General features: G+C 62.7%; 18 protein-coding genes. 8 read left to right on the forward strand and 10 right to left on the reverse strand.

Going from position 1 to position 22,014, the window contains the following annotated elements:
• Positions 1-6: 6 nt before the first annotated feature.
• The 3 genes from AB5Y93_RS18455 to nrdD form a co-directional block, all read right to left on the reverse strand.
• On the reverse strand, positions 7-177 hold the full coding sequence (locus tag AB5Y93_RS18455) for a YqaE/Pmp3 family membrane protein (RefSeq protein WP_010673454.1): 171 nt from the start codon (positions 175-177) through the stop codon (positions 7-9).
• A 57-nt stretch (positions 178-234) separates the two neighbouring features.
• Positions 235-744 (reverse strand): anaerobic ribonucleoside-triphosphate reductase-activating protein, encoded by a 510-nt coding sequence (nrdG, locus tag AB5Y93_RS18460; protein ID WP_182935980.1) that lies wholly within the window; start codon positions 742-744, stop codon positions 235-237.
• A 113-nt stretch (positions 745-857) separates the two neighbouring features.
• Positions 858-2,975 carry an anaerobic ribonucleoside-triphosphate reductase gene (nrdD, locus tag AB5Y93_RS18465; RefSeq protein ID WP_368230031.1) on the reverse strand — a complete coding sequence of 706 codons (2,118 nt, stop codon included), beginning with the start codon at positions 2,973-2,975 and terminating at the stop codon, positions 858-860.
• Positions 2,976-3,414: 439 nt separating this feature from the next.
• On the opposite strand from nrdD, the gene AB5Y93_RS18470 reads away from it, so the two are divergent.
• Positions 3,415-4,383 (forward strand): ABC transporter substrate-binding protein, encoded by a 969-nt coding sequence (locus tag AB5Y93_RS18470; RefSeq protein WP_368230033.1) that lies wholly within the window; start codon positions 3,415-3,417, stop codon positions 4,381-4,383.
• A gap of 57 nt (positions 4,384-4,440) precedes the next feature.
• Here the strand turns inward: AB5Y93_RS18470 and ligA are convergent, their stop codons facing one another.
• From ligA to AB5Y93_RS18485, 3 genes are all read right to left on the reverse strand, one after another.
• A complete protein-coding gene (gene ligA / locus AB5Y93_RS18475; protein ID WP_368230035.1) occupies positions 4,441-6,447 on the reverse strand; it encodes an NAD-dependent DNA ligase LigA in 2,007 nt (668 codons plus the stop codon).
• Between the two features lie 99 nt (positions 6,448-6,546).
• Positions 6,547-7,677, reverse strand: coding sequence for a cell division protein ZipA (gene zipA, locus AB5Y93_RS18480; RefSeq protein WP_042864248.1), 1,131 nt, complete (start codon positions 7,675-7,677; stop codon positions 6,547-6,549).
• A 15-nt stretch (positions 7,678-7,692) separates the two neighbouring features.
• A complete protein-coding gene (locus AB5Y93_RS18485; RefSeq protein WP_368230037.1) occupies positions 7,693-11,067 on the reverse strand; it encodes an AAA family ATPase in 3,375 nt (1,124 codons plus the stop codon).
• A gap of 110 nt (positions 11,068-11,177) precedes the next feature.
• Here AB5Y93_RS18485 and cysZ point away from each other — a divergent pair, with 110 nt between their 5' ends.
• A complete protein-coding gene (gene cysZ, locus AB5Y93_RS18490) occupies positions 11,178-11,942 on the forward strand; it encodes a sulfate transporter CysZ (protein ID WP_368230039.1) in 765 nt (254 codons plus the stop codon).
• Positions 11,943-12,076: 134 nt separating this feature from the next.
• Complete coding sequence (locus AB5Y93_RS18495; protein ID WP_010673446.1) at positions 12,077-12,691, forward strand: trimeric intracellular cation channel family protein; 615 nt, start codon at positions 12,077-12,079, stop codon at positions 12,689-12,691.
• 94 nt (positions 12,692-12,785) lie between these two features.
• On the opposite strand, the gene AB5Y93_RS18500 is transcribed toward AB5Y93_RS18495, so the two are convergent.
• The 4 genes from AB5Y93_RS18500 to AB5Y93_RS18515 all read right to left on the reverse strand — a co-directional run bounded on the left by AB5Y93_RS18500 (position 12,786) and on the right by AB5Y93_RS18515 (position 16,175).
• On the reverse strand, positions 12,786-13,037 hold the full coding sequence (locus AB5Y93_RS18500) for a hypothetical protein (RefSeq protein ID WP_010673445.1): 252 nt from the start codon (positions 13,035-13,037) through the stop codon (positions 12,786-12,788).
• A gap of 103 nt (positions 13,038-13,140) precedes the next feature.
• Entirely contained in the window at positions 13,141-13,686 is a 546-nt protein-coding gene (locus AB5Y93_RS18505; protein WP_039039271.1) for a DUF882 domain-containing protein, read from the reverse strand.
• Positions 13,687-13,834: 148 nt separating this feature from the next.
• Positions 13,835-15,316 (reverse strand): murein L,D-transpeptidase, encoded by a 1,482-nt coding sequence (locus tag AB5Y93_RS18510; RefSeq protein WP_368230040.1) that lies wholly within the window; start codon positions 15,314-15,316, stop codon positions 13,835-13,837.
• A 91-nt stretch (positions 15,317-15,407) separates the two neighbouring features.
• Complete coding sequence (locus AB5Y93_RS18515) at positions 15,408-16,175, reverse strand: substrate-binding periplasmic protein (RefSeq protein ID WP_368230042.1); 768 nt, start codon at positions 16,173-16,175, stop codon at positions 15,408-15,410.
• A gap of 309 nt (positions 16,176-16,484) precedes the next feature.
• Here AB5Y93_RS18515 and AB5Y93_RS18520 point away from each other — a divergent pair, with 309 nt between their 5' ends.
• The 5 genes from AB5Y93_RS18520 to AB5Y93_RS18540 all read left to right on the forward strand — a co-directional run bounded on the left by AB5Y93_RS18520 (position 16,485) and on the right by AB5Y93_RS18540 (position 22,011).
• On the forward strand, positions 16,485-17,030 hold the full coding sequence (locus tag AB5Y93_RS18520) for a hypothetical protein (RefSeq protein ID WP_010673441.1): 546 nt from the start codon (positions 16,485-16,487) through the stop codon (positions 17,028-17,030).
• A gap of 57 nt (positions 17,031-17,087) precedes the next feature.
• Positions 17,088-18,146, forward strand: a complete 1,059-nt coding sequence (locus AB5Y93_RS18525) for a glycosyltransferase family 2 protein (protein ID WP_368230044.1) — start codon at positions 17,088-17,090, stop codon at positions 18,144-18,146.
• The gene (locus AB5Y93_RS18530) at positions 18,143-18,514 is read left to right on the forward strand and encodes a GtrA family protein (RefSeq protein WP_010673439.1); all 372 of its coding nucleotides are present in this window, start codon (positions 18,143-18,145) and stop codon (positions 18,512-18,514) included. The genes AB5Y93_RS18525 and AB5Y93_RS18530 overlap by 4 nt, the downstream gene beginning before the upstream one ends.
• On the forward strand, positions 18,514-19,680 hold the full coding sequence (locus AB5Y93_RS18535; protein WP_029313951.1) for a membrane protein: 1,167 nt from the start codon (positions 18,514-18,516) through the stop codon (positions 19,678-19,680). The genes AB5Y93_RS18530 and AB5Y93_RS18535 overlap by 1 nt, the downstream gene beginning before the upstream one ends.
• Positions 19,681-19,887: 207 nt before the next feature.
• Positions 19,888-22,011 carry an alpha-amylase gene (locus tag AB5Y93_RS18540; RefSeq protein ID WP_368230046.1) on the forward strand — a complete coding sequence of 708 codons (2,124 nt, stop codon included), beginning with the start codon at positions 19,888-19,890 and terminating at the stop codon, positions 22,009-22,011.
• Positions 22,012-22,014 lie beyond the last annotated feature (3 nt).

Genomic DNA, 22,014 nt, shown 5'->3' on the forward strand with positions numbered 1-22,014 from the left:
CACGGCTCAGGCGCGCTTGTCGCTGACCACCAGCCAGAGGGCATGAACCATGCCGGGCAGACCGCCCAGCAGGGTCAGCACTATGTTGATGAGGAAATGGAGGCTGAAGCCTACCTGGATAAAGGCGCAGACCGGGGGGAGAAAGATGGCCAGCAGGATCTTGAGCAGATTGTTCATCGGGATTCCTCGTGTAAACAGCGCTTGGGGTTGGCCTAACCATAAACACCCAAGGCCTCAACTGCAAACCAGACAGGGGATCCGCTCTCCTCCTTTCCGCCAGGCGTTGAGGTCGTGAACCATCTGATTGCGGCTGCCGCGCCAGAGCAGACCGGGATCCGCCAGGGCCTTCTCGAACCTGCCATCCACCAGCACGTCCAGCAAGGCCACCAGCTCCCGCTGGGCCGGGCTGAGATTTGCCAGCAGATAACCGGTCCAGCACCAGATGTCCTTGCCGGGGCACTCGGTTCGCACCCGCTTCACCAGCGCCAGCACATGCGGCACGTTGGCGGGATGGAGCGGATCGCCGCCGGAGAGCGACAGTCCGCGCCGCTTGATGCGGCTGTCGTTGAGATCGTGAATGATGCGATCGCTCATCGCCTCATCGAACGGCTTGCCCCCATCGAGCCGCCAGGTGCTCTGGTTGTAGCAGCCGGGACACTGGTGCTCGCAACCCGACACGAACAGGGTGGCGCGGGTGCCTGGGCCGTTGATCACATCGACCGGGTAGTACTGGTGATAGTGCATTCGAGTTCTCTGGGTTCACGGCCAACCCCCTCCCAACCTCCCCCTTCGAAAGGGGGAGGAGCTTCTTTGCCCCCTCCCCTGCCAAGGGGAGGACTGGGGTGGGGTCTGCCCGCTTACATATGCTTGACCCGGCGCTTCACCTCTTCCTGCTTGCCCGCGTTGAAGGGGCGCGCATCCGGGCTGCCGAGATAGCCGCACACCCGGCGGGTCACCGACACCTTGGCCGGGTCATGGTTACCGCAGCGCGGGCAGGTGAAGCCCTTGGAGGTGCACTCGAACTCGCCGGTGAAACCGCAGTCGTAGCACTCGTCGATGGGGGTGTTGGTGCCGTAGTAGGGCACCTTGTCATAGCTGTAGTCCCAGACGTTCTCCAGCGCCTCCAGGTTGTGCTGGATGTTGGGGTACTCGCCGTAGCAGATGAAGCCGCCGCTGGCGATGGGCGGATAGGGCGCCTCGAAGTCCAGCTTGTCGTAGGGGTTCACCTGCTTCTCCACGTCCAGGTGGAAACTGTTGGTGTAGTAGCCCTTGTCGGTCACCCCGGCTACCACGCCAAACTCCTTGGCATCGATGCGGCAGAAACGGGTGCAGAGGTTCTCGCTCGGGGTGGAGTAGAGGCTGAAGCCGTAGCCGGTCTCCTCCTTCCACTCGTCGGTGGCCGCCTTGAGCCGCGCGATGATGGCGATGGCCTTCTGGCGCAGGGTCTCGCTGTCGAACAGATGGACGTCGGTGCCATAGAGGGCGTTGATGGTCTCGTGTACCCCGATGTAACCCAGCGAAATGGAGGCGCGGCCATGTTTGAAGATCTCGCTGATGTTGTCATCGGCCTTGAGGCGCACCCCGCAGGCCCCCTCCATGTAGAGGATGGGGGCGACCCGGGCCTTGACCCCGTCCAGGCGCTTGATGCGGTACATGAGCGCTGTCTTGGCCACCCGCAGGGCGGCGTCCAGCTTGTCCCAGAAGTCCGCTTCATCGCGGGATTTCAGGGCAATGCGCGGCAGGTTGAGGCTCACAACCCCCAAGTTGTTGCGCCCTTCGTGGACCAGCTCGCCATTCTCTTCAAAGGCACCGAGGAAGGAGCGGCACCCCATGGGGGTCTTGAAGGAGCCGGTGACCTTGACCACCTGGTCGTGGTTGAGGATGTCCGGGTACATCCGCTTGGAGGCGCATTCCAGCGCCAGCTGCTTGATGTCGTAGTTGGGATCCCCCTGCTTGTGGTTCAGGCCATCCTTGATGGCGAACACCAGTTTCGGGAAGACGGCGGTCTTCCTGTTCTTGCCAAGGCCGGCGATGCGGTTGCCTAGGATGGCGCGCTGGATGAGGCGCGATTCCCAACTGTCCCCCAGGCCAAAGCCGAAGGTGACGAACGGCGTCTGACCGTTGGCGGTGTGCAGGGTATTGACCTCATATTCGAGGGACTGGAAGGCGTCGTGGCACTCCTTCTCGGTGCGGGCCATGGCATAGGTATCCACGTCCCTGATCCCCCACTCCTCGGCCACCTCCCGGTGCTTGTGCCAGCTGATGGTCACATAGGGTGCCAGCACTTCGTCGATGCGGTTGATGGTGGTGCCGCCATAGATATGGCTCGCCACCTGGGCGATGATCTGGGCGGTCACCGCGGTGGCGGTGCTGATGGATTTTGGGGTGTCTATCTCCGCGTTGCCCATCTTGAAGCCGTGGGTCAGCATCCCCTGCAGATCGATCAGCATGCAGTTGAACATGGGGAAGAAGGGGGAGTAGTCGAGATCGTGGAAGTGCAGGTCGCCGCTCTCGTGGGCCTGCACCACATCACGGGGCAGCATGTGACTGATGGCGTAATGCTTGGCGACGATGCCCGCCAGCAGGTCACGCTGGGTCGGGATCACCTTGGAGTCCTTGTTGGCGTTCTCGTTGAGCAGGGCCGCGTTGGTCTGCTCCACCAGGCCGCGGATCTCCTGGGCCAGGCGACCCCGGGCCTCGCGGGCCTGATCCCGGTCGTGACGGTATTCGATGTAGGCACGGGCGATGGCCTTGTCGTCGGAGGCCATCAGGTGGTTCTCGACCCGGTTCTGGATCTCGTGGATGTCTACCTCCCCTCGCCCCTCCAGCTCCTGGCTGACAGCGGCGGCAATGCGCTCTGCCAGCGCCGGACTGGCCTGATTGACCGCTGCCGCCGCTCGGCTGACCGCATCGCGGATCAGTTGGCCATTGAATGGTGCACGACATCCATCGCGTTTGATCACTACCGGTTTCATCGATTTTCCCCGTATTGAAAGACCTGGTGGCCACCCTCGGCTCACCCTCGTTGAGTCCCCTTCTCCACGCCCGTCCCCGGCGCAAACAAGGTCAGCCAAGGCTTGAAACACCTGGGCTGACACTGAGAGGGCGACCACTTATGCACAGCTTTATGACACTATATATGGGTGTTTTTTTTATGCTTACCCCTATATGTGGGGTCTATTAGGCACCAAAGCGGTACCCTGTTTCTTGATCCAGAACAGGTTTTGGAAGGAGTGGGGCAGTTCACGACCAGCGCCAAAAGGAGCTCTTTTTGCTCACCCCAGACGGGATGCGGGCTCCCGCCCGGCAAGGGATAAAAAGAGAGGGGCACGCCTTCCGACAACAATTGACCGAGGCGCCGGAGAGCGGGAGAGCACATACTGGGGAACAGTCTGTCCCTTGCGGAAAACACACGTGACCAAGGTCTTGCTCCTGCTCTCCCTCCTCTCCCTCCCGCTGCTGGCCGCCGAGATCCTGGTGATCAGCAGCTATCACCAGAGCAACCAGTGGGATCAAAGCTACAGTGCCGGCCTCGAGAAACACCTCGAGCAGGCGCATCACCTCGGCTATCTCTATCTGGACACCAAGCGCCAGCCCGGCCAGACCCGTGACGAACTGCTCGCCAAGGGAATGGCCGCCTACCGGACCCACCAGCCGGCGCTGGTGATCCTGGGGGATGACAACGCCATCAACGCCCTCGCCCGACCCATCGCCGCCCGGGGAACGCCCGTGGTATTTCTCGGGATGAACGAGAATCCGCGCCCCAAGGGGCTGGTCGGCCACCCCCTGATCACCGGCGTACTGGAACGCCCCCTGCTCAAGCGCAGCATCAGCGAGATGAGTCAGTTGATGGGAGGACTGGAGCGCGCCCTGGTGCTGTTTGACGAAAGCGAGGTGTCCCGCACCGCCGTCGCCCACGAGTTCAAGGGGCGAGGCGAGCTGACGATCGGCCAGACCCGGGTCAGCAGCCGCCAGTTCACCGACTACGGACGCTGGCAGGAGGCAGTGCTCGCCAGCCGGGAAAATGGCTATCAGGCGCTCTTCCTCGGCCTCTACCACACTCTCACCGACGCGCAGGGCCAGCATGTGAGCGAGCAGCAAGTGCTGGCATGGACCAGCGCCAACAGCCCGGTGCCACTGTTCTGCTTCTGGGCCTTTGCGGTGGGCAGGGGAGCCGCCATCGGCGGCCTGGTGCTCGACGGCCACAGTCAGGGAGAGAGAGCCGCCGAACTGGCCAATGCCATCCTCTCGGGCACGGCGCCCGGCGCCCTCTCCCCCCGCGCCGCATCCCGCGGGGAATATCTGTTCAGCAAGAGCGAACTGGCACGCTGGCACCTGACGGCTCCCGATGCCTGGCAGGACAAGGTGAGCTACGTCGAGTGAGCCCACCAACGACAAACCCGGCCAGTGGGCCGGGTTTGTCTGCTCAAACGTGCATCCTCAGGGCTGAATGGCCGCCTGCAACTCGGCTTCGGTCCAGATGGTGATCCCCAGCTCCTGGGCCTTGGCCAGCTTGGAACCTGCCGCCTCCCCCGCTACCAGCACGTCGGTCTTGGCCGACACCGAGCCCGCCACCTTGGCCCCCAGGGCCTGCAGCGCCGCTTTGGCGTCGTTGCGGGACAAGGCGGTGAGGGTGCCAGTCAGCACGAAGGTCTTGCCGGCAAAAGGTTGATCACTTGCTTCTTTCTTCTCGATGACCGGCCAGTGGATGCCGGCGGCCAGCAGGGCGTCGAGCACCTCGATGTTGTGGGGCTGGCGCAGGAAGTAGTAGACGTGCTTGGCCACTATGTCTCCCACGTCGGCCACTTCCAGCAACTGCTCCACCGAGGCGGCGCGCAGGGCATCCAGAGTGAGGAAGTGGTTGGCGAGGTTCAAGGCGGTCGCCTCCCCTACTTCGCGGATCCCCAGGGCAAACAGGAAGCGGGGCAGGGTGGTGCTGCGGGCGGCATCGATGGCGGCCACCAGGTTGAGGGCCGATTTTTGCCCCATCCGCTCGAGACCGGCCAGCTGGATGGCGTTGAGGCTGAACAGGTCCGCCGGGGTCTTCACCAGCCCCTTGTCCACCAGTTGCTCCACTATCTTGTCGCCAAGGCCATCCACATCCATGGCGCGACGCGCCGCGAAGTGCTTGATGGCGGCCGCCCGCTGGGCCTCGCAGAAGAGACCGCCGGAACAGCGGGCCACGGCCTCCCCTTCCAGCCGCTCCACCGCCGAGCCGCACACCGGGCACTCGGTCGGGAAGAGGATCTCGCGGGCATCCGCCGGGCGCTGCGCCTCCACCACAGCCACGACCTGGGGGATCACGTCCCCGGCCCGGCGCACGATCACGGTGTCGCCGATCATGACGCCAAGGCGCGCGATCTCGTCCGCATTGTGCAGGGTAGCGTTGGAAACGGTGACGCCGCCGACAAACACCGGCTTGAGCTTGGCTACCGGGGTGATGGCACCGGTGCGGCCCACCTGGAACTCGACGTTCTCAAGCGCCGTCATCTCCTCTTCTGCCGGGAACTTGTGGGCAGTGGCCCAGCGCGGCGCGCGGGCCACGAAACCGAGCTCCCCTTGCAGGGCGATGTCATCCACCTTGTAGACCACGCCGTCGATCTCGTAGGGGAGATCCCCACGGCGCGCCAGAATGTCGTCGTGAAACGCCTGGCAGCCGGCGGCACCCTCTTTCAGCTTCACTTCCGGGCTGAGCGGCAGACCCCAGGCCTTGAGCTGATTGAGGCGACCGAAGTGGGAATCCCCCAGCTCGTCGCCACCGACTCCCACGCCGTAGGCATAGAAGCTGAGGGGGCGGCTGGCGGTGATGCGTGAATCGAGCTGGCGCAGGCTGCCGGCAGCGGCGTTGCGCGGGTTGACGAACACCTTCTCCCCCGCCGCCAGCGCATCGCGGTTCATCGCCTCGAACCCCGCCTTGGGCATGAAGACCTCCCCACGCACCTCCAGCCGCGCAGGCCACCCCTGGCCGCGCAGGGTCAGGGGAATGGCCTTGATGGTGCGCACGTTCTCGGTGATCTCCTCCCCTGTGGTGCCGTCCCCGCGAGTGGCGGCCTGTACCAGCTGGCCATCCACGTAGAGCAGGCTCACCGCCAGACCGTCGAGCTTGGGTTCGCAACAGAAGGTGAAAGTCACCTCCCGCTTGAGGCGATCACTCATGCGTTGCTCGAACGCCTGCAACTCCTCGCTGCTGAAGACGTTGTCCAGACTCAGCATAGGGATCTCGTGGCGTACCTGCTTGAAGGCGGTCAGCGGCTGGCCTCCCACCCGCACGCTCGGCGAGGCCGGGGTTTTCAGCTCGGGATGCTCGGCCTCCAGCGCAATCAGCTCGCGCATCAGGCGATCGTATTCGGCGTCCGGCACCGTGGGGTTGTCCAGCACATAGTACTGATGGCCGTACTCGGTCAGCAGCTCACACAGTTGACGGTGGCGGGAGAGGATATCGCTCATGAAAAAGTCTCGAAGTGTGATGGAACATTCAGTCTGGGGCAGAAACAAAAATGCGGCACCGGGGTACCGCACTTTTCATTGTTCAAGCCCCATGGCGCATCAGTCGCGGCTGGCCTCGTAGGCCGCCAGCTCGTGACGGTAGCGGGCGATGTCGTCGTCGCTGAGGGGACTGCGCGAGGCGTCGGTCAGCATGGCATCGAGATCGCTCGCCAGCTGATCCGCAGCCTGCAACATGTGCTCGAAGGCGAAGGCGGCATTGCTGCGAAGGGGCAGTTGCATGAAGAGGGACACACCCGGGGTGCTGAACTGCTCCATGCGATAGGGGTTGAAGGTACCCGGCTTGACCATGTTGATCATGGAGAAGAGCACTTCCCCCTTGCCGCCCAGATCTTCGTGACGGTGGAAGATGTCCATCTCGCCAAACTTGAAGCCCAGCGCCAGCAGGGAAGAGAGCAGGGTCGCCCCTTGCAGATCGTGGCCGGGACGGGCCATCAGGTTGATGACATAGACATCCTGCCAGATCTTCTCGACCGGGGCCGGAGCGGGTTCTGGCTCGGCTGCGTGAACAGGCTCTTCATAGGCTGGCTCGTCATCGTAAGCGGGCTCTTCATAAGCCGGCTGGGCGTAGCGGGGAGCCTGCTGGGCAACCGGTGCCGGCTCGCGTGCACCGAAGGTCGGCGCCTGAGCATAGGCCGGCTCCACCAGCGGCTCTTCGTCCAGCGGCTGCATCATGGGCTCGCGCTGCGGACGGGAACGGTGTACCGGGGTACGGCGGATCACCTGGGCAGGTTTGCGCACCGGCGCGGCAGGGGCCTCTTCAACAGGGGCGGCAACCGGCTCTTCATAGTCCTCTTCTTCCTCATACACAGGCTGAGGGGGGACAGGGCGAGCGGCAGGCTTGCGCACCACGGGAGGCGGCAGATCGGCGTCGTCATCTTCATCATCGAAGGCGGGAACGGGGGCGACACGGCGGGGTTCGGGCTGACGGGCCTCGTCGCTGCGCAGTTTGGGCTCGGCACGACGGCCACCGCTAACCACACGCACCTGACCGATGCCATCGCTGTCGAAGGCGTCGTTGTCACGCTCACGGGACTTGGACTCCATCCGACCCAGGGGTTTCTCCTTGATCGGTGCCTGACGATTCTTTCTGTTGCTCCACAACCCGTGAATGAGCAATGCCGCGATGGCAATACCGCCCAGGGCAACCAAGATGTAACGCAATTCCTGCATTAGCTGCTTCTCTTTCTAGTTTTGCTCAGCCAAAGCGACGGCTTCACCGATATCGACCGACACTATGCGCGAAACCCCGGGCTCTTGCATCGTGACGCCAACCAGCTGCTCGGCCATCTCCATGGAGACCTTATTATGACTGATGTAAACGAACTGTACTGTGCTCGACATCTCTTTGACAAGAGAACAGAAGCGACCGACGTTCACTTCATCGAGCGGTGCATCCACCTCATCCAGCAGACAAAATGGTGCTGGATTGAGTCTGAAGATGGCAAAAACCAGCGCAAGGGCGGTTAGCGCCTTCTCCCCCCCGGAAAGCAGGGCAATGGTAGCATTCTTCTTGCCCGGAGGTCTTGCCATGATGCTCACTCCGGCCTCCAAAAGATCATCCGAGGTCAGCTCAAGCCAGGCACTGCCCCCCCCGAACACTTTTGGGAACAGGGATTTTAAATCTTCATTGACCTTATCGAAAGTGTCGCGGAAGCGTATTTGTGTTTCTTTATCAATTCTTTTAATGGCTTGGCTCAAGGTGTCGAGGGCCTGCTCCAGATCCTGGCACTGATTTTCCAGGTAGCTTGCGCGGGTTTTCGCCTCCTCATACTCCTCCAGTGCCGCCAGGTTGATGGCGCCAAGCGCCTCCACCTGCGTCTCCAGCGTCTGGATCTCCTGGCGCAGCTTGCCGCGATCAGCGGCAATCAGCACAGCCTGATCGAGGTCCACCAGGCGCACGCCCAGCTCTTCGAACTGCTCGTGCAGTCCCTGCCTGCGCGTCAGGTTGCGCTCGCGCTCGAGCCGCAGGGTCGCCAGCTTCTCCTGAATTTTCACCAGCTGCTTGTGATCGGCGCTTCTGGCCTGCTCCAGCTCGGTCAGCTGACGATCCAGCTCTGCGAGCCGCTGGTGACAGGCCAGTTGCTGCGCCTCAAGATTGCGCTGTTCGACCAGCAGGGGCGACAGATCCTGACTCGGAGCGGCCCCTGGCTCCTTGAGTTCCGCCAGCTCCAGGCCGAGACGGGCCAGCTCCTGCTCGCGCAGCGTGATGAGCTGGCGCTGGTTCTGCTGCTCCAGTTGCAACCGCTGGCAGGCCGCCTGCTGCTGCTCCCGGCGAAGGCGCGCCTCTTCCAGCGCCCGCTCCGCCCCACTCACCTGCTCCTGGGCAAGCAGCAGCGCCTCGGCGAGTACCTCCCCCTGCTCCTGCAGCTCGCCAAGGGCCGCTTCATCCTGCTCAAGCCGCTCCCCGGCCGACGCGAGCCGCTGCGCCTCCTCAGCCTGCTCCTTGTCGAGCCAGGTTAGCTCTTCCCCCAGCTGGCCCAGGCGCTGCAAGCGCTCCTGACGCTGCCCCTCGCGCAGACTCCAGGCTTCGCGCAGTTGCTGCCACCGCAGCTCCTGCTCGCGCAGGGTACGCTGAGCCAGCTCATGCGCTCCATGCTGCTGGGCCCGCGCTGCATCGGCGGCGACAAGCTGCTCGTCGAGTCTGTGCAGCGCCTCCCGACCCGCGGCCAGCTCGGTGTGCAGCCGTTCACGCTCACCGAGCAACGCCAGCGTACCCAGGGCCATGCCCTCCCCCAGATCCGCCCAGTTGGGGCCGAACCAGTCGCCGGCGGGAGTGAGCAGCGACTCACCGGCAGAGAGGCTGTGCAAGCGGGACAGCGCCTCTTCCCTGCTCTCTGCCAGCCAGATGGCGTTGAGGAAAGCCGGAATGTGCTCGCCCCCCAGTTGCGCCGCCAGGGTACCGGCCCTGGCTGGCTGGGCCGGGCCAATCCAGAGTCCGGGTTGCGCCAGGTTGCACTCGTCCGCCGGGATTGCGGTGAGCCAGCGGCCGAGCACCTTGTCCAGCCCCCGGGCCCACTCGGGGGGAACCTGCAACCGATCCGCCAGGGTCGCGCCCGCCATCTGCTCCCCCAGGATCTGATCCAGGGTGGCGAGGCGTGCCTCCAGCTCGCGCAGCAGGCCCTGCTGGCGACCCTGCTCTGCCTTGAGGGCTTCATGGCGCGACACACCGGCCTGCCACGCCGCATCGGCTTCCTCATGGCGGGCGCGGGAGAGCGAAAGCTCCGCCGCCAGCGCATCGAGGGCCGGTTGCAGGTTCTCCCCCTCCCCGCCAAGGGGCCCGGCCTGTTCGTCTTCCAGCTTGAGGCGGGCCAGCCGGGTCTTGGCCTGCAGCTCCTGCAGACCGTTCACCTCGGCGCGGGTCTGGTTGAGCCGCCCCTGCAACTGGCCCAGCTGCTGCTGCCACTGCTGCTGACGCTGGCGCGCCTGCTCGAGCCGATCGCCCGCTACCGCACGCACGCTCTGCTGGTCGGTAAGCAACTGCTCACACTGCTCGAGGCGGGCCGACGCCACCTCCCCCTGCAACGTGCTGTCGCTCAGCTGTTCCAGCTGGCCGGCCAGCTGGGCCTTGAGACCGTCGATACGCTCGCCGAGGGCCTGCCGCCTCGCCTGCCAGTCACGACCGAGTTCGTTCTGGTGCAATTGCTGCTGCTCGAGGCGGGCGATGGCTTGCCCGCCGAGAAAAATCTGTTGCTGGCGGCTCGCCTGCTCGGCCTGCGCCTCCTGGCGGGCCACCGACAGGGTGACGTGGCGCCCTTCGTCTGCAGTGCGCTTGGCATCGAGGGCCGCCAGCGCCTGTTCAGTCTGGGCCAGTTCGGTCTTGGCCTCGCCAAGACGCGTCTCCAGCGCCCACAGTTCCGAGCCGATCAGTTCGCTGCGGGCCGCGCGACTGCGACTCTTGAGCTGCTTGTAGCGCTCGGCGGTTTCGGCCTGGGCCTTGAGATGTTCGAGGCGCGAGCCCAGTTCGCCGCGGATGTCGCCAAGGCGTTCCAGGTTCTCCTGGGTATGGCGGATGCGCTGCTCGGTCTCCCGGCGCCGCTCCTTGTAGCGGGAGACCCCGGCGGCCTCTTCCATGAACAGCTTGAGATCGGCGGGGCGGGACTCCACCAGCCGGCTGACGGTGCCCTGTTCGATGATGGCGTAACTGCGTGGCCCAAGGCCGGTGCCGAGAAAGAGGTCGGTCACGTCCTTGCGGCGGCACTTCTGGCCGTTGATCTGGTAGTGGTTGGAGCCATCGCGCAGCACTTCGCGGCGCACCGAGATCTCGGTAAAGCGGCCGAACTCGCCGGGCACCCGGTTGTGGGGATTGTCGAACACCAGCTCCACCGAGGCGCGGCCGTGGGCGCTGCGGTTGACGGAGCCGTTGAAAATGACGTCGGTCATGTTTTCGCCACGCAGATGGCGGGCGGAGCTCTCCCCCAGCACCCAGCGAACGGCGTCGATGACGTTGGATTTGCCGCAGCCATTGGGGCCCACCACGGCGGTCATGTCGGCGTTGAGCTCGATGCGGGTCGGCTCGACAAACGACTTGAAACCGGCGAGTTTGATCAATTTCAGACGCATGGCGGCCTATGTGGGTAACGAAATAAAGAGGAGGCGGGCAGGCGACTTTACCAAATCAAAGGCTTGTTTGTAATATGCTGGCACTTTCCCCATTCACTGATGGAGCTCACATGAGCCAATCACCCCACATGGTCAAAGATTCGGTCAGCGGTGCAGACTACTTCCTGCGCGGCTTCTCGCTCATCCGCCAGCCTGGCATCCGCACCTTCGTGCTGATCCCCCTGCTGGTCAACTTCGTGCTCTTTGCCGGTGCCTTCTACGCCCTGTTGCTACAACTGGACGGCCTGTTCGCCTGGCTGCACCAGCAGATCCCGAGCTGGCTCTCCTGGCTTGATTACCTGCTCTGGCCCATCGCCCTCATCACCATACTGGTGGTCTTCTCCTTCATCTTCAGCTCGGTGGCCAACTGGGTAGCTGCCCCTTTCAACGGCCTGCTGGCAGAGAAGGTGGAACAGATCCTCACCGGTGAAGCCATGAATGACACCGGCATGCTGGATGTGGTGAAAGATGTACCCCGTACCTTCGGCCGCGAATGGACCAAGCTGAAATACTATCTGCCCAAGGCCATCGGCTGCCTGATCCTCTTCCTGATCCCGGTAGTGGGCCAGACCCTGGCACCCGTACTCTGGTTCCTGCTCAGCGCCTGGATGATGGCGATCCAGTATGTGGATTATCCGTTCGACAACCACAAGATCGGCTTCATCACCATGCGCGACGCCCTCAAGCAGCGGCGCGGCAAGTGCCTGAGCTTCGGCGCCCTGGTGACCCTCTTCTCCGCCATCCCGGTGGTGAATCTCTTCGTGATGCCGGTGGCCATCTGTGGCGCCACCGCCATGTGGGTGGACCAATACCGCAGCGAGCAGCTTGGACGCTGAACCGCGTCATCATGATCAAAAGAGGGGGCGAAAGCCCCCTTTTCATTACTTAATCTAATGCATAACCAAGATAGCTTGTCGCCCCAGCGCAGGGTTGTTAGGATGCGGGCCTTTCTCGCACCCTGGGATATCTCATGTTACATGCACTCTTCTTGCTCGGCCTGGTGGCCGAAGGGATGACTGGCGCGCTGGCAGCGGGTCGGCGACGGATGGATCTGTTTGGCGTCGTGATCATCGCCTCGGCGACGGCCATCGGTGGCGGTACCATTCGGGATGTGCTGCTGGGCCACTATCCCCTGCTCTGGGTCGAGCACCCCGAATACGTGCTGCTGGTGGCGGGCGCCGCCATGGCTGGGGTCATCTCGGCCCCGCTGATGCGCTACCTTGGCAAGCTGTTCCTGGCGCTCGATGCCCTGGGGCTCGTGGTCTTCTCCATCTTCGGGGCTGCCCGGGCGCTCGAGATGGGCCACGGGGCCGGCATCGCCTGCATCATGGCCGTGGTGACCGGCGTGTTCGGGGGGGTACTGCGGGACTTGCTGTGCCAGCGTATCCCGCTGGTGTTCAAGCGCGAGCTCTATGCTGCCGTCTCGCTGATCACCGCCGCGCTCTACTGCTTTGCGCTGCACCATGGGCTGCCCAACGACTGGGCCGCTTTCGGTGCCATCGGCATCGGCTTCGTGCTGCGGCTCCTGGCGGTACGCTTCAAGTGGGGACTGCCCACCTTCAACTATCAGTACGCCACCCATTGATCGCGCCAGTTCCTGGCCATATCGCACGGATAACGAGCAACAAAAAAGCGCCATACGGCGCTTTTTTGTTGGGCATCGGCAAGAGAGGAAAGGGTCAGTTGATCCCTTCCGAGCTGAAGAAGGTCGCCTTGTCGGCGATGAAACGCACCTTGATGTTCTTACCTTCCCCTCCCCAGACACAGCTCGTGGTGCCGAGAGCATCGTCGCAACGCTCGGCCTTGCCGAGGATGGCACTCGCTTCGGCATAGCTCATCCCGACTTTCAGCTTGTCGTAGCTCTCGCGATTGAGCTTGCCGCAACCAGTCAACAACAGGGCGATGAGCCCCCCGATCACAATCTGCTTCATCTTTCTCTCCTCTGGCTGGAGTCCAGAGCCTAGCAGCTTGGTCCCCCTCAATGCCAGCAGCAAAAAGACACAATCGGCACTCAACCCTTGAGGAAATCCCGACTCACCAGCTGCGAACGGGGCCTGTGTCCAAGTGCACGAAGTTGTCGGAAGGGTAATAACCCACACCGCCCACCTTGAGGTTCAGGGCGGCCTTGCGCAGGTGCGCCAGCTGCACGCCGGGGATGCGCACGTCAACCGCCTGCCCCAGGGTGTGGTAGCTGTGCTTGGCGACGCCGCGACTCTTGCGCCGCTTCTGCTGATTGGTGGCCGGGGAGCGATAACCCGAGATGAGCTGGATTTCGCCGTGGCGTCCCAGCTTGTGTTGCAGCAGAAAGAGCTGATCGAACAGCTTTCTGTCGATGTTGAACACTTCGTTGCGACGGTAGTCACGGAAAATATGGTTGAGCTCCGCCAACCCGTCGCTCAGATAGTGGCCATCTTCCCAATAACTGGCGCGTACCCGCTCGCCGGTATTGAGGTTGAAGAAACTCAGTTCCCGTCCCGAAGTGCTGCGGCTCGCCAGCGCAGGGAACGACAGCAGGCTGGTCCCCATCAGGCAACCCGCCCCCAGCAGCAGACGGCGTCGGCTTATCTCTTGTCCCAGCATCCATTGTCCGTCCATCTCATGGTGAAGTCACACAGGTGAATGAATTTGATACAAGGGCCGAAACTACCTGCCAGAAAAAGCGCTGTCAAACCCCATTCACCCATGAAAAAGCCCGGCACGGGCCGGGCTTTTCACTCTGTGGCGAGGATCACAGCAAGCGGCTTTGATAGCTGACTCTGTCGAATCCGTAGATATCGTTGCGCAGTTGCTGACGTCCCTCTTCATCAATCCAGCTGCTCCAGTAGACGGTAAACACCGGGATAGGGTTGCTCAGGGGCAGCCACTTGGTCTGGGTCTCTTTCAGGATGCTGGCCACCTTGTCCGGCTGATAGCGGGAGTCCGCCAGCAGCAGCTCCGCCAGATCGTCGGCGTGTTCCACCCGGATGCAACCCGAGCTGAAGGCACGGGCCCCCTGCTCGAACAGCGCCTTGCGCGGGGTGGAGTGGAGATAGATGGCATCGTTGTTGGGCAGATAGAACTTGTAGCGACCCAGGGCATTGTGATCCCCCGGCTTTTGCCGCAACCGGTAAGGGAAACCGGAGGCCAGCGCATGGTGCCAGCCATCTTCGCTGAACTGCACCGGATTGCCCTCGCCGTCGATCACCTCGAACTGTTCGCGATCCAGGTAGGCAGGATCGCGCCCGAGCTTGGGCAGAATGTCCTTGCTCAGGATGGAGCGCGGCACGTGCCAGGCCGGGTTCAGCACGATGGAGCGGATCTCGCTGGCGAGGATGGGGGTGGCCCGCTGCTCCTTGCCGACGATGACCCGGCTGGTGAAGACCTCGTTGCCCGACTCCACCACGCTCAGGCGGTAGTCCGGAATGTTGACCAGCACATAGCGACCGGCAAGGTGATCCACCAGATCACGGCGCCACAGGTTGCGAACCAGCAGGCTGGCGCGCACCTCGGGGCCGGTATTGAGCCAGCTGCGGGTCTGACGGCCGATGATGCCGTCGGCCGTCAGACCGTGGCGGCGCTGGAACTGCTTGATGGCCTGTTCGGTCTCGGGATCGTAGAGGCTGTCCTGGTGAGTCGGGGCACTGTCCCCCAGTTCGTTCAGGATGGAGCGGATCTGGCCGAGCTCGGTCGAGCTCTCCCCGGCCCGCAGGGTTGGCATGGAGAGGGTGGGCCAGTGCTTGGCCATGGGCATGGCCAGCAGCTTGCGCACTTCTTCGCGCACGGCGTCGTATTCCGCCACCTGTGGCCTGAGTTGCCTGACCTGCTCCAGCAGATTGTCTCCCTGGGGGGCATGGGCCAGGGGGCGGTTCAGATTCAGCTTGAGGGTCTGCATCTGTTCGCGCGCGACCAGATCCATCCCTCGCCAAGCCTGCTGGAACCGGGCCAGCTTGCCAAAGGCCTCATCATAGAGGGCACCGCGCCGATCCGCCGGGGTCTTTTGCAACTGCTGCCAGAGGCGGTAGAAATCCGGATGCAGCTGGGCCAGCACCGCTTCCTGCAACTGCTGTTCAAGCTCATGACGAGCCTGCTCGGCCACCTCGTTCTGATACCAGTCATGCTGGATGCTGGGACTGGCCACTACCGCCTGTTCCGTGCTGGCATGAACCATGCTGGCCGGCCAGCAGCCCAGCCAGATGAGATTCGCCAATGCCAACCAATACTTCTTACCCATGTTTCTTACCACGCTTGCCTCAAATCAGTTCATTTCGGCCTGTCAGGCGCGACGGTCAGGTCCCCATGATGCGTGAATGCCAGCGACTTTGCTAGCGGACGGAGGTGTAACGACGCCAGATGAGTTCCTGCTCCCCGCTGTCGCCGACGGCCACTATCGCCTCGTTGAACCGCTCTACGAATTCCCCGGACAGGGTTTTCTTGCTCAACATGAAAAAGGTGGGCGTCTCATGGATCGCCATGGTGTGGGGGACGACCGCATCCAACAGCCCCTCTCTCTTCAGACCCCAGGGCGTGGCCAGACTATCCCCGAGAAAACCGTCTATCCGCCCAAGCAACAGCTTGCGATAGTTTTGCACATCGTTGACCTCGCTCACCTGGTTGCGGTATCGCTGCAGAACCTTGGTGATTTCCGGGCCGTAATAGTAGTCCCTGGTCACACCGAGGCGATGACCGTGGGCCAGCCAGCTCGCCAGATCCAACTCCTCACCGGTACCGGATTTGCGTACCCAGAGCGATGTCCGGCCCGGGTTGTAGGGGATGGAGAACCAGGCATAACGCGCCCTCTCATCAGCAAAATACGCCTCCATCACGATGTCCAGCCGACCCCGCTCAAGATCGTGCAACCCCCGCTTCCAGGGACGCTCCACATAGACCAGACGACACCCCAGCCGATTCGACACGGCATTGAGGTAGTCGACCGCAAATCCACGCAGTTCCCGACGTGCTCCCTCTTGCTGGTAATAGTGGTATGGGGGCCAGTCATCGAAACCGACGCGAAGGGGGGAGGAGCAGAACGATTGCGCCCACAACGGTTGGAGGGGCAGACAGCAGAGCACAGAGAGAGAGAAGAGTCTCATGGGTCATCCTTGACGACGGGACAGGCCATCTTAATTCTGCCCGGGTGAAATGGCGACAGATCCTGCCACAACAAAGCACAATATCAGCCGTTTGCCTGATGCGCCCCAGGTGGCGGCAGACAGGTTGGCGCCGAAAAAGCCACAATCAAGAAGAGGAAGCAAACGACCCCAAAGCCCCTTGGTAAGCAGGGTGATTGAGGGTTAATATGTGAGCAAATATATTTTTGTGATCCACTATGCTTTTTTTGCAATTGGATTAGCATATGCGCGAAATCTGCCTATCAATCTGTCGGGCGTCGAGTGAGTAATATGACCTACAAAAAGTTCGGTTTTCTGGCTGCCATCCTGGCACTGAGCGGTTTCTACCTTTATACCCTCTATCTGGCCGCTCACCCCAACGTGAGCCTGGCTTACAAGCTCTATTACCTGGAAGGCAAGACCCGTTTCTGGGAGCACAACTCCAGCATGACCTACCAGCCCGGCAACGAACTCAACCTGACCAAGCCGAGCCGCTTCCTCTCAAGCGAAGGCTGGGCCAAGAAGCCCAGCGAGCAAGGCACCGAGCTGAGCGGTCAGGGCGGTCTCTATTTCGTGCTGCCCAAGCAGCAGGCCCAGCCGGAGCAGCTCACCATCCAGGCCAGGATCAACAGCCCCCAGGCTGGCGCCCTGCTCAAGGTGGCGCTGGGTCATGATTTCACCACCACGGTCAAGCTGGCCAAGGCGGGCATCAACGAGATCCGTCTCAGCCTGCCGGGCGACTCCCTGACCGCCGATCCCAAGCGTCCCAACTTCCTGGCGCTCTCCGCCCCGACACCGCTCAACGTCCAGTCCGTGCGACTGACCGTGGCTCAGTGAAGCGGAATGCCCCAAGTATCTGTTCCGTAAAATAATTCTTTCAATAAGGAAGTTCCCATGTCCCGTGCCGATTTTCGACTCTCTCTGGTCGTTCCCGTTTACAACGAGGAAGAGAGCATAGACGCCTTCATCAGCGCGATAGATACCGAACTGGCCCCGCTCAAAGACCAGCTTGAAATCGTGTTCGTCAACGATGGCAGCCGTGACCGCACCCGTGAGGTGGTCGAGCAGGCCATCGCCCGGGATCCCCGTGTGACCCTGGTCAACCTGGCCCGCAACTTCGGCAAGGAAGCGGCCATGACCGCCGGCCTGCACCAGGCCCAGGGCGACGCCATCGTCCCCATGGACGTGGACCTGCAGGATCCCCCCTCTCTCATTCTGGAGTTCGTCAAGCTGTGGCAGACCGGCGACTATGACACCGTCTACGGCATCCGGGTGGATCGCAGCGCCGATACCCCGATGAAACGCCTGACCGCCGGTGGCTTCTACCGCTTCTTCAACGCCCTCTCCACCAGCACCAAGCTGCCGGAGAACGCCGGTGACTTCCGCCTCATCGATCGCAAGGTGGTCGAGGCCATCAAGCAGTTGCCGGAGCGCAACCGCTTCATGAAGGGGCTGTTCGCCTGGGCCGGTTTTCGCGCCGTCGGCGTTCCCTACGAGCGCCCGGCCCGCCATGCCGGCGAAACCAAGTTCAACTATTGGAAGCTGTGGAACTTCGCCCTTGACGGCCTGATGAGCTTCTCCAGCTGGCCGCTGCGGGTGTGGAGCTACATCGGGGTCGGTGTCTCCTTCATCGCCTTCCTCTATATCCTCAAGATCATCACCCAGGTGCTCTTCTTCGGCATCGACGTGCCCGGTTACGCCTCCCTGATGTCGGTCATGCTGTTCCTCGGCGGCATCCAGCTGCTGTCGCTGGGCATCATCGGCGAGTACATCGGCCGCATGTTCGTCGAGGTGAAACAGCGCCCCGTCTACCTCATCGAAGGGGTCTACGGCCAGTACGCCAAGCAGGATGAAGAGCAGAAGCAGGAAGTGCCCACCACCAGCAAGAAGGGCGCTGGCAAGAAGGCCGCCGCGAAAGCCGCTGATGATCAGCAGGAGCAGGCGTCTCAATGATCTCCCGCGAGGAATTCTGGCGGCTGGTTCGCTTCGGTTTTGTCGGCGGGGGGGCCACCCTCGTCGATCTGGGCACCTCCATCGCCCTGTTTCATACCTGGCCGGCCATCTCCGAGCACCTGGTCACGACCCTGGCCTTTGCCGTGGCGTTCTGGTTCTCGTTCTTCGGCCATCGCTACATCACCTTCCAGAAACAAGGTGCCGCCAGCAAGTTCCTGCTGGTTGCCCTCTTCTCTCTGGCGGTGCGTAATCTCATCCTGAGCGGTTTGCTGTTTGCCGGTCTCTCCGGCCTGTTGCCGGTGGTGATCGCCACCCTGACCGTCACCGTGCTCACCTACGTTCTCTCCCGTATCTGGGTTTTTGCCTGATGAATGATATGACCAATACCGCCCCGTCAACCGGGGCTGCACTCCCCTATCGCCCGTCACTGCGCATCAGCGGCCGCGACTGGCTGATGATTGTCGCCGCCTTTGTGCTGAGCCGGGTGGCGCTCTATGGCATGGGCTATTTCGGCGTCCAGCTCTATGGCGCCACCGACATCGGGCCGCTGCAGGCCTACTGCCAGTTCGACTGCGTCTGGTTCCAGCGCATCATCGAGAATGGTTACGACCTCTATCCACGCTGGTTGAGCAAGGGCAATGCGGCGAACTGGGCCTTCATGCCCCTCTATCCCATGCTGGCCGGCGGTCTCTCCAGCCTGTTTGACATGGAGAGCCTCATCGGCCTGATGCTGGTGGCCAACATCGCCTTCTTCATCAGCCTGCCCCTGATGCTGCTGGTGCTGCGCCAGCTCAAACTGGGGGACGACACCGCCCGCTTCGGGGTCTGGCTGCTGGCCTTCTCCCCCTTCTCCGCCTATTTCGTCTCCGGCTATACCGAGCCCATGTTCATGGCCTTGATGCTGGGAATGTTCCTGTTCGCCTACCGCGAACAGTGGCTCATGGTCGCCTTCCTCGGCATCTTCATCTCCGCCACCCGCAACCTGGGGGTGATGATGGTGTTCCCGGTGCTGATCCTGGCCCTGCAAGCCTACGGCTGGCGCGAGTTCTTCCGCTTCACCGAGCGGGCCTTCAAGGTGGTGTTCACCCTCTGGCTCATTCCCCTCGGCCTCTTCTCCTACATGGTCTATCTCTACCACCTCACCGGGGATGCCCTGGCCTTCAAGCACATCCAGGTGGCCTGGGGCCGCTATATGGACAGCCCCCTGGACTGGTGGCTGAGCGGCTTCGAGCTGGGGGGACGCAAGGCCTATCTCTCCATCATGGTGATCTTCGGCTGGTGCCTGAATGGCTACCTGTTCAGCCAGAAACGCTGGGCCGAAGCGACCCTGATGTTCATCTGCTGCACCATCCCCCTGATGACCGGCCTCAACGCCATGCCCCGCTACATGTTCGGCCTCTATCCGACCCTGCTGGCCATCGTGCTGCTGGCCCATCGCTGGCCTGCCATCCGCCCTGCGGTGCTCTGCATCAGCGGCATGGTTGCCTCCTTCATTGCGGTGGCCTTCGTCAACTTCAAGTTCTTCACCGTCTGACGCCACCCCGAATGCCTACAAGCCGGTCAACTGACCGGCTTTTTTCATGGCCGCGACACCCGGTTCACACTTTTCCATTCTTGAAAACGTAACCATTTGAACTGACGTCACAAATCGGTATTTTACCGGTCCAAGCCTGCCCCAGCGCCCCCTAGAATGAGTGCCTCAACGGACCCTGCTCCTCACACTCTGCTCAAGGAATGGCTTATGCGTCTCTCTTCGCGCCCCGCTCTTCGCCCATCACCCCTGTGGCTGGCCGTGCTCGCCACACCGCTGTTCATCGGTCAGGCGATGGCCGCCCCCGAGGTCTATCTCCATGTGGATGGCAAACCGGTGGCCGAGGCGCTGACGCTGGACAAGGGCACCGTCACCCTGACCCACAGACTGGACAAGGGTAGCCACCAGATCCGCATCAGCGATGCGGGCAACAGCTGCGGCACCAGCTTCGGGCCAACCGAGGCCAAGCCCCTTCCCTTCGGCACCGCCCAGCCCATGGACAAGTGCAGCAAGGGGACAGACTTCAATCTGAGGGTGATGCTGGCGGGGGACTACGAGTTCACCTTCAACCCCGATACCCCCAGCCTCAAGGTGTTGCGGGCAACCAAAAAGAGCGAGTTCAAACGCCAGCCCCCGGAAGAGCCCTGCATCAGCTGGGATGGCGGCCCGGTCACGACATCACTCAAGGGCGTCTGGCCCGACGGCACACGGTTGCGGGATGCCTACTCGGGACAGGAAGCCGTGGTCAAGGGCGGCAAGATCACCCTGACACCGAGCAAGGAGAGCGGCGGCCTGCTGCTGCTCGAGCCGGTCAAGGCCGCCAAGCCTGCTCCCTTCAGCTGGGATCAGGCGAGCGTCTATTTTCTGCTGACCGACCGCTTCCACAACGGCGATCCCGCCAATGATCACAGCTTCGGTCGTCAGAAGGATGGTCAGGACGAAGTGGCCACCTGGCATGGCGGTGACTTCAAGGGGCTGACCGAGAAGCTCGACTACATCAAGCTACTCGGCATCAACGCCATCTGGATCACCCCCATGGTGGAACAGGTCCACGGCTTCATCGGCGGTGGCGAACAGGGGAACTTCCCCTTCTACGCCTACCACGGCTACTGGGCGCTCGACTTCACCAAAATCGACCCCAACTACGGCGACGAAGAGAGCCTGAAAACCCTGGTGGACGAGGCCCACAAGCGCGGCATGCGGATCATCCTCGACGTGGTGATGAACCACGCAGGCTACGCCACCCTCGCCGACCTGCAGGATCTGGGGCTCACCGATCTCACCCAGAACACCGGCAAGCTGCCGAGTCGCTGGAACGAATGGCGCCCGAGCGGCGGCCTCAACTGGCATGGCTACAACCAGTTCATCGACTACCAGTCATCCCACTGGGACAAGTGGTGGGGCCCTGACTGGGTGCGGGCCGGCCTGCCCGGCTACCCGCAACCCGGCACCGACGACGTCACCGGCTCGGTGGCGGGACTGCCGGACTTCCTGACCGAATCCACCAGTTCGGTGGGGCTGCCACCGCTGCTCGCTGCCAAAAAAGACACCAGGGCCAAGGCCCTGCCCAACGCCACCGTGAGCGACTACCTCATTGCCTGGCACACCGACTGGGTGCGCCGCTTCGGCATCGACGGCTTCCGTGCCGACACCGTCAAACACCTGGAGCCCGCGGTCTGGGCCAGGCTCAAGCAGGCGGGCACCGACGCGCTCAAGGAGTGGAAGGCCGCCAACCCTGGCAAGGCCCTCGATGACCTTCCCTTCTACATGGTGGGTGAGGTGTGGGATCACGGGGTCGCCAAGGACTTCTGGTACCAGCACGGCTTCGATTCCCTGATCAACTTCGACTACCAGCGTGAATTCGCCCTGCCCCAGGCCCAGTGCATGGCGGGGGCAGAGCCCACCTATGCGAGCTACGCCAGCCGCATCAACCAGGATCCCGAGTTCAACGTGCTGAGCTACATCAGCTCCCACGACACCAAGCTCTTCTTCGGCGACTATCAGGACGTGGCGCTGCAACGGCGGGTGGCCAACAGCTTCATGCTGCTGCCGGGGGGCATCCAGATCTACTATGGCGACGAGTCCGGCCGGGGACTGGCCAAGGATGGCGGCGTGTTCGATCAGAGCGTGCGCTCGGACATGAACTGGCAGGAGCTGGCGAGTGGCGAGAAGGCGGAGCTGGTCAAGCACTGGCAACGGCTCGGCCAGTTCCGTGCCGCCCACCCTGCCATCGCGGCGGGCAGCCACAAGAAGATTTCCGATGCCCCCTACGGCTTCGTGCGGGAGAAAGGAGAAGACAAAGTGGTCGTGGTCTTCGCAGGTCGGCAGAAATAGCGA

Source organism: Aeromonas sp. R10-1, assembly GCF_040908465.1.
Taxonomy (GTDB): Bacteria; Pseudomonadota; Gammaproteobacteria; order Enterobacterales; family Aeromonadaceae; genus Aeromonas; species Aeromonas caviae.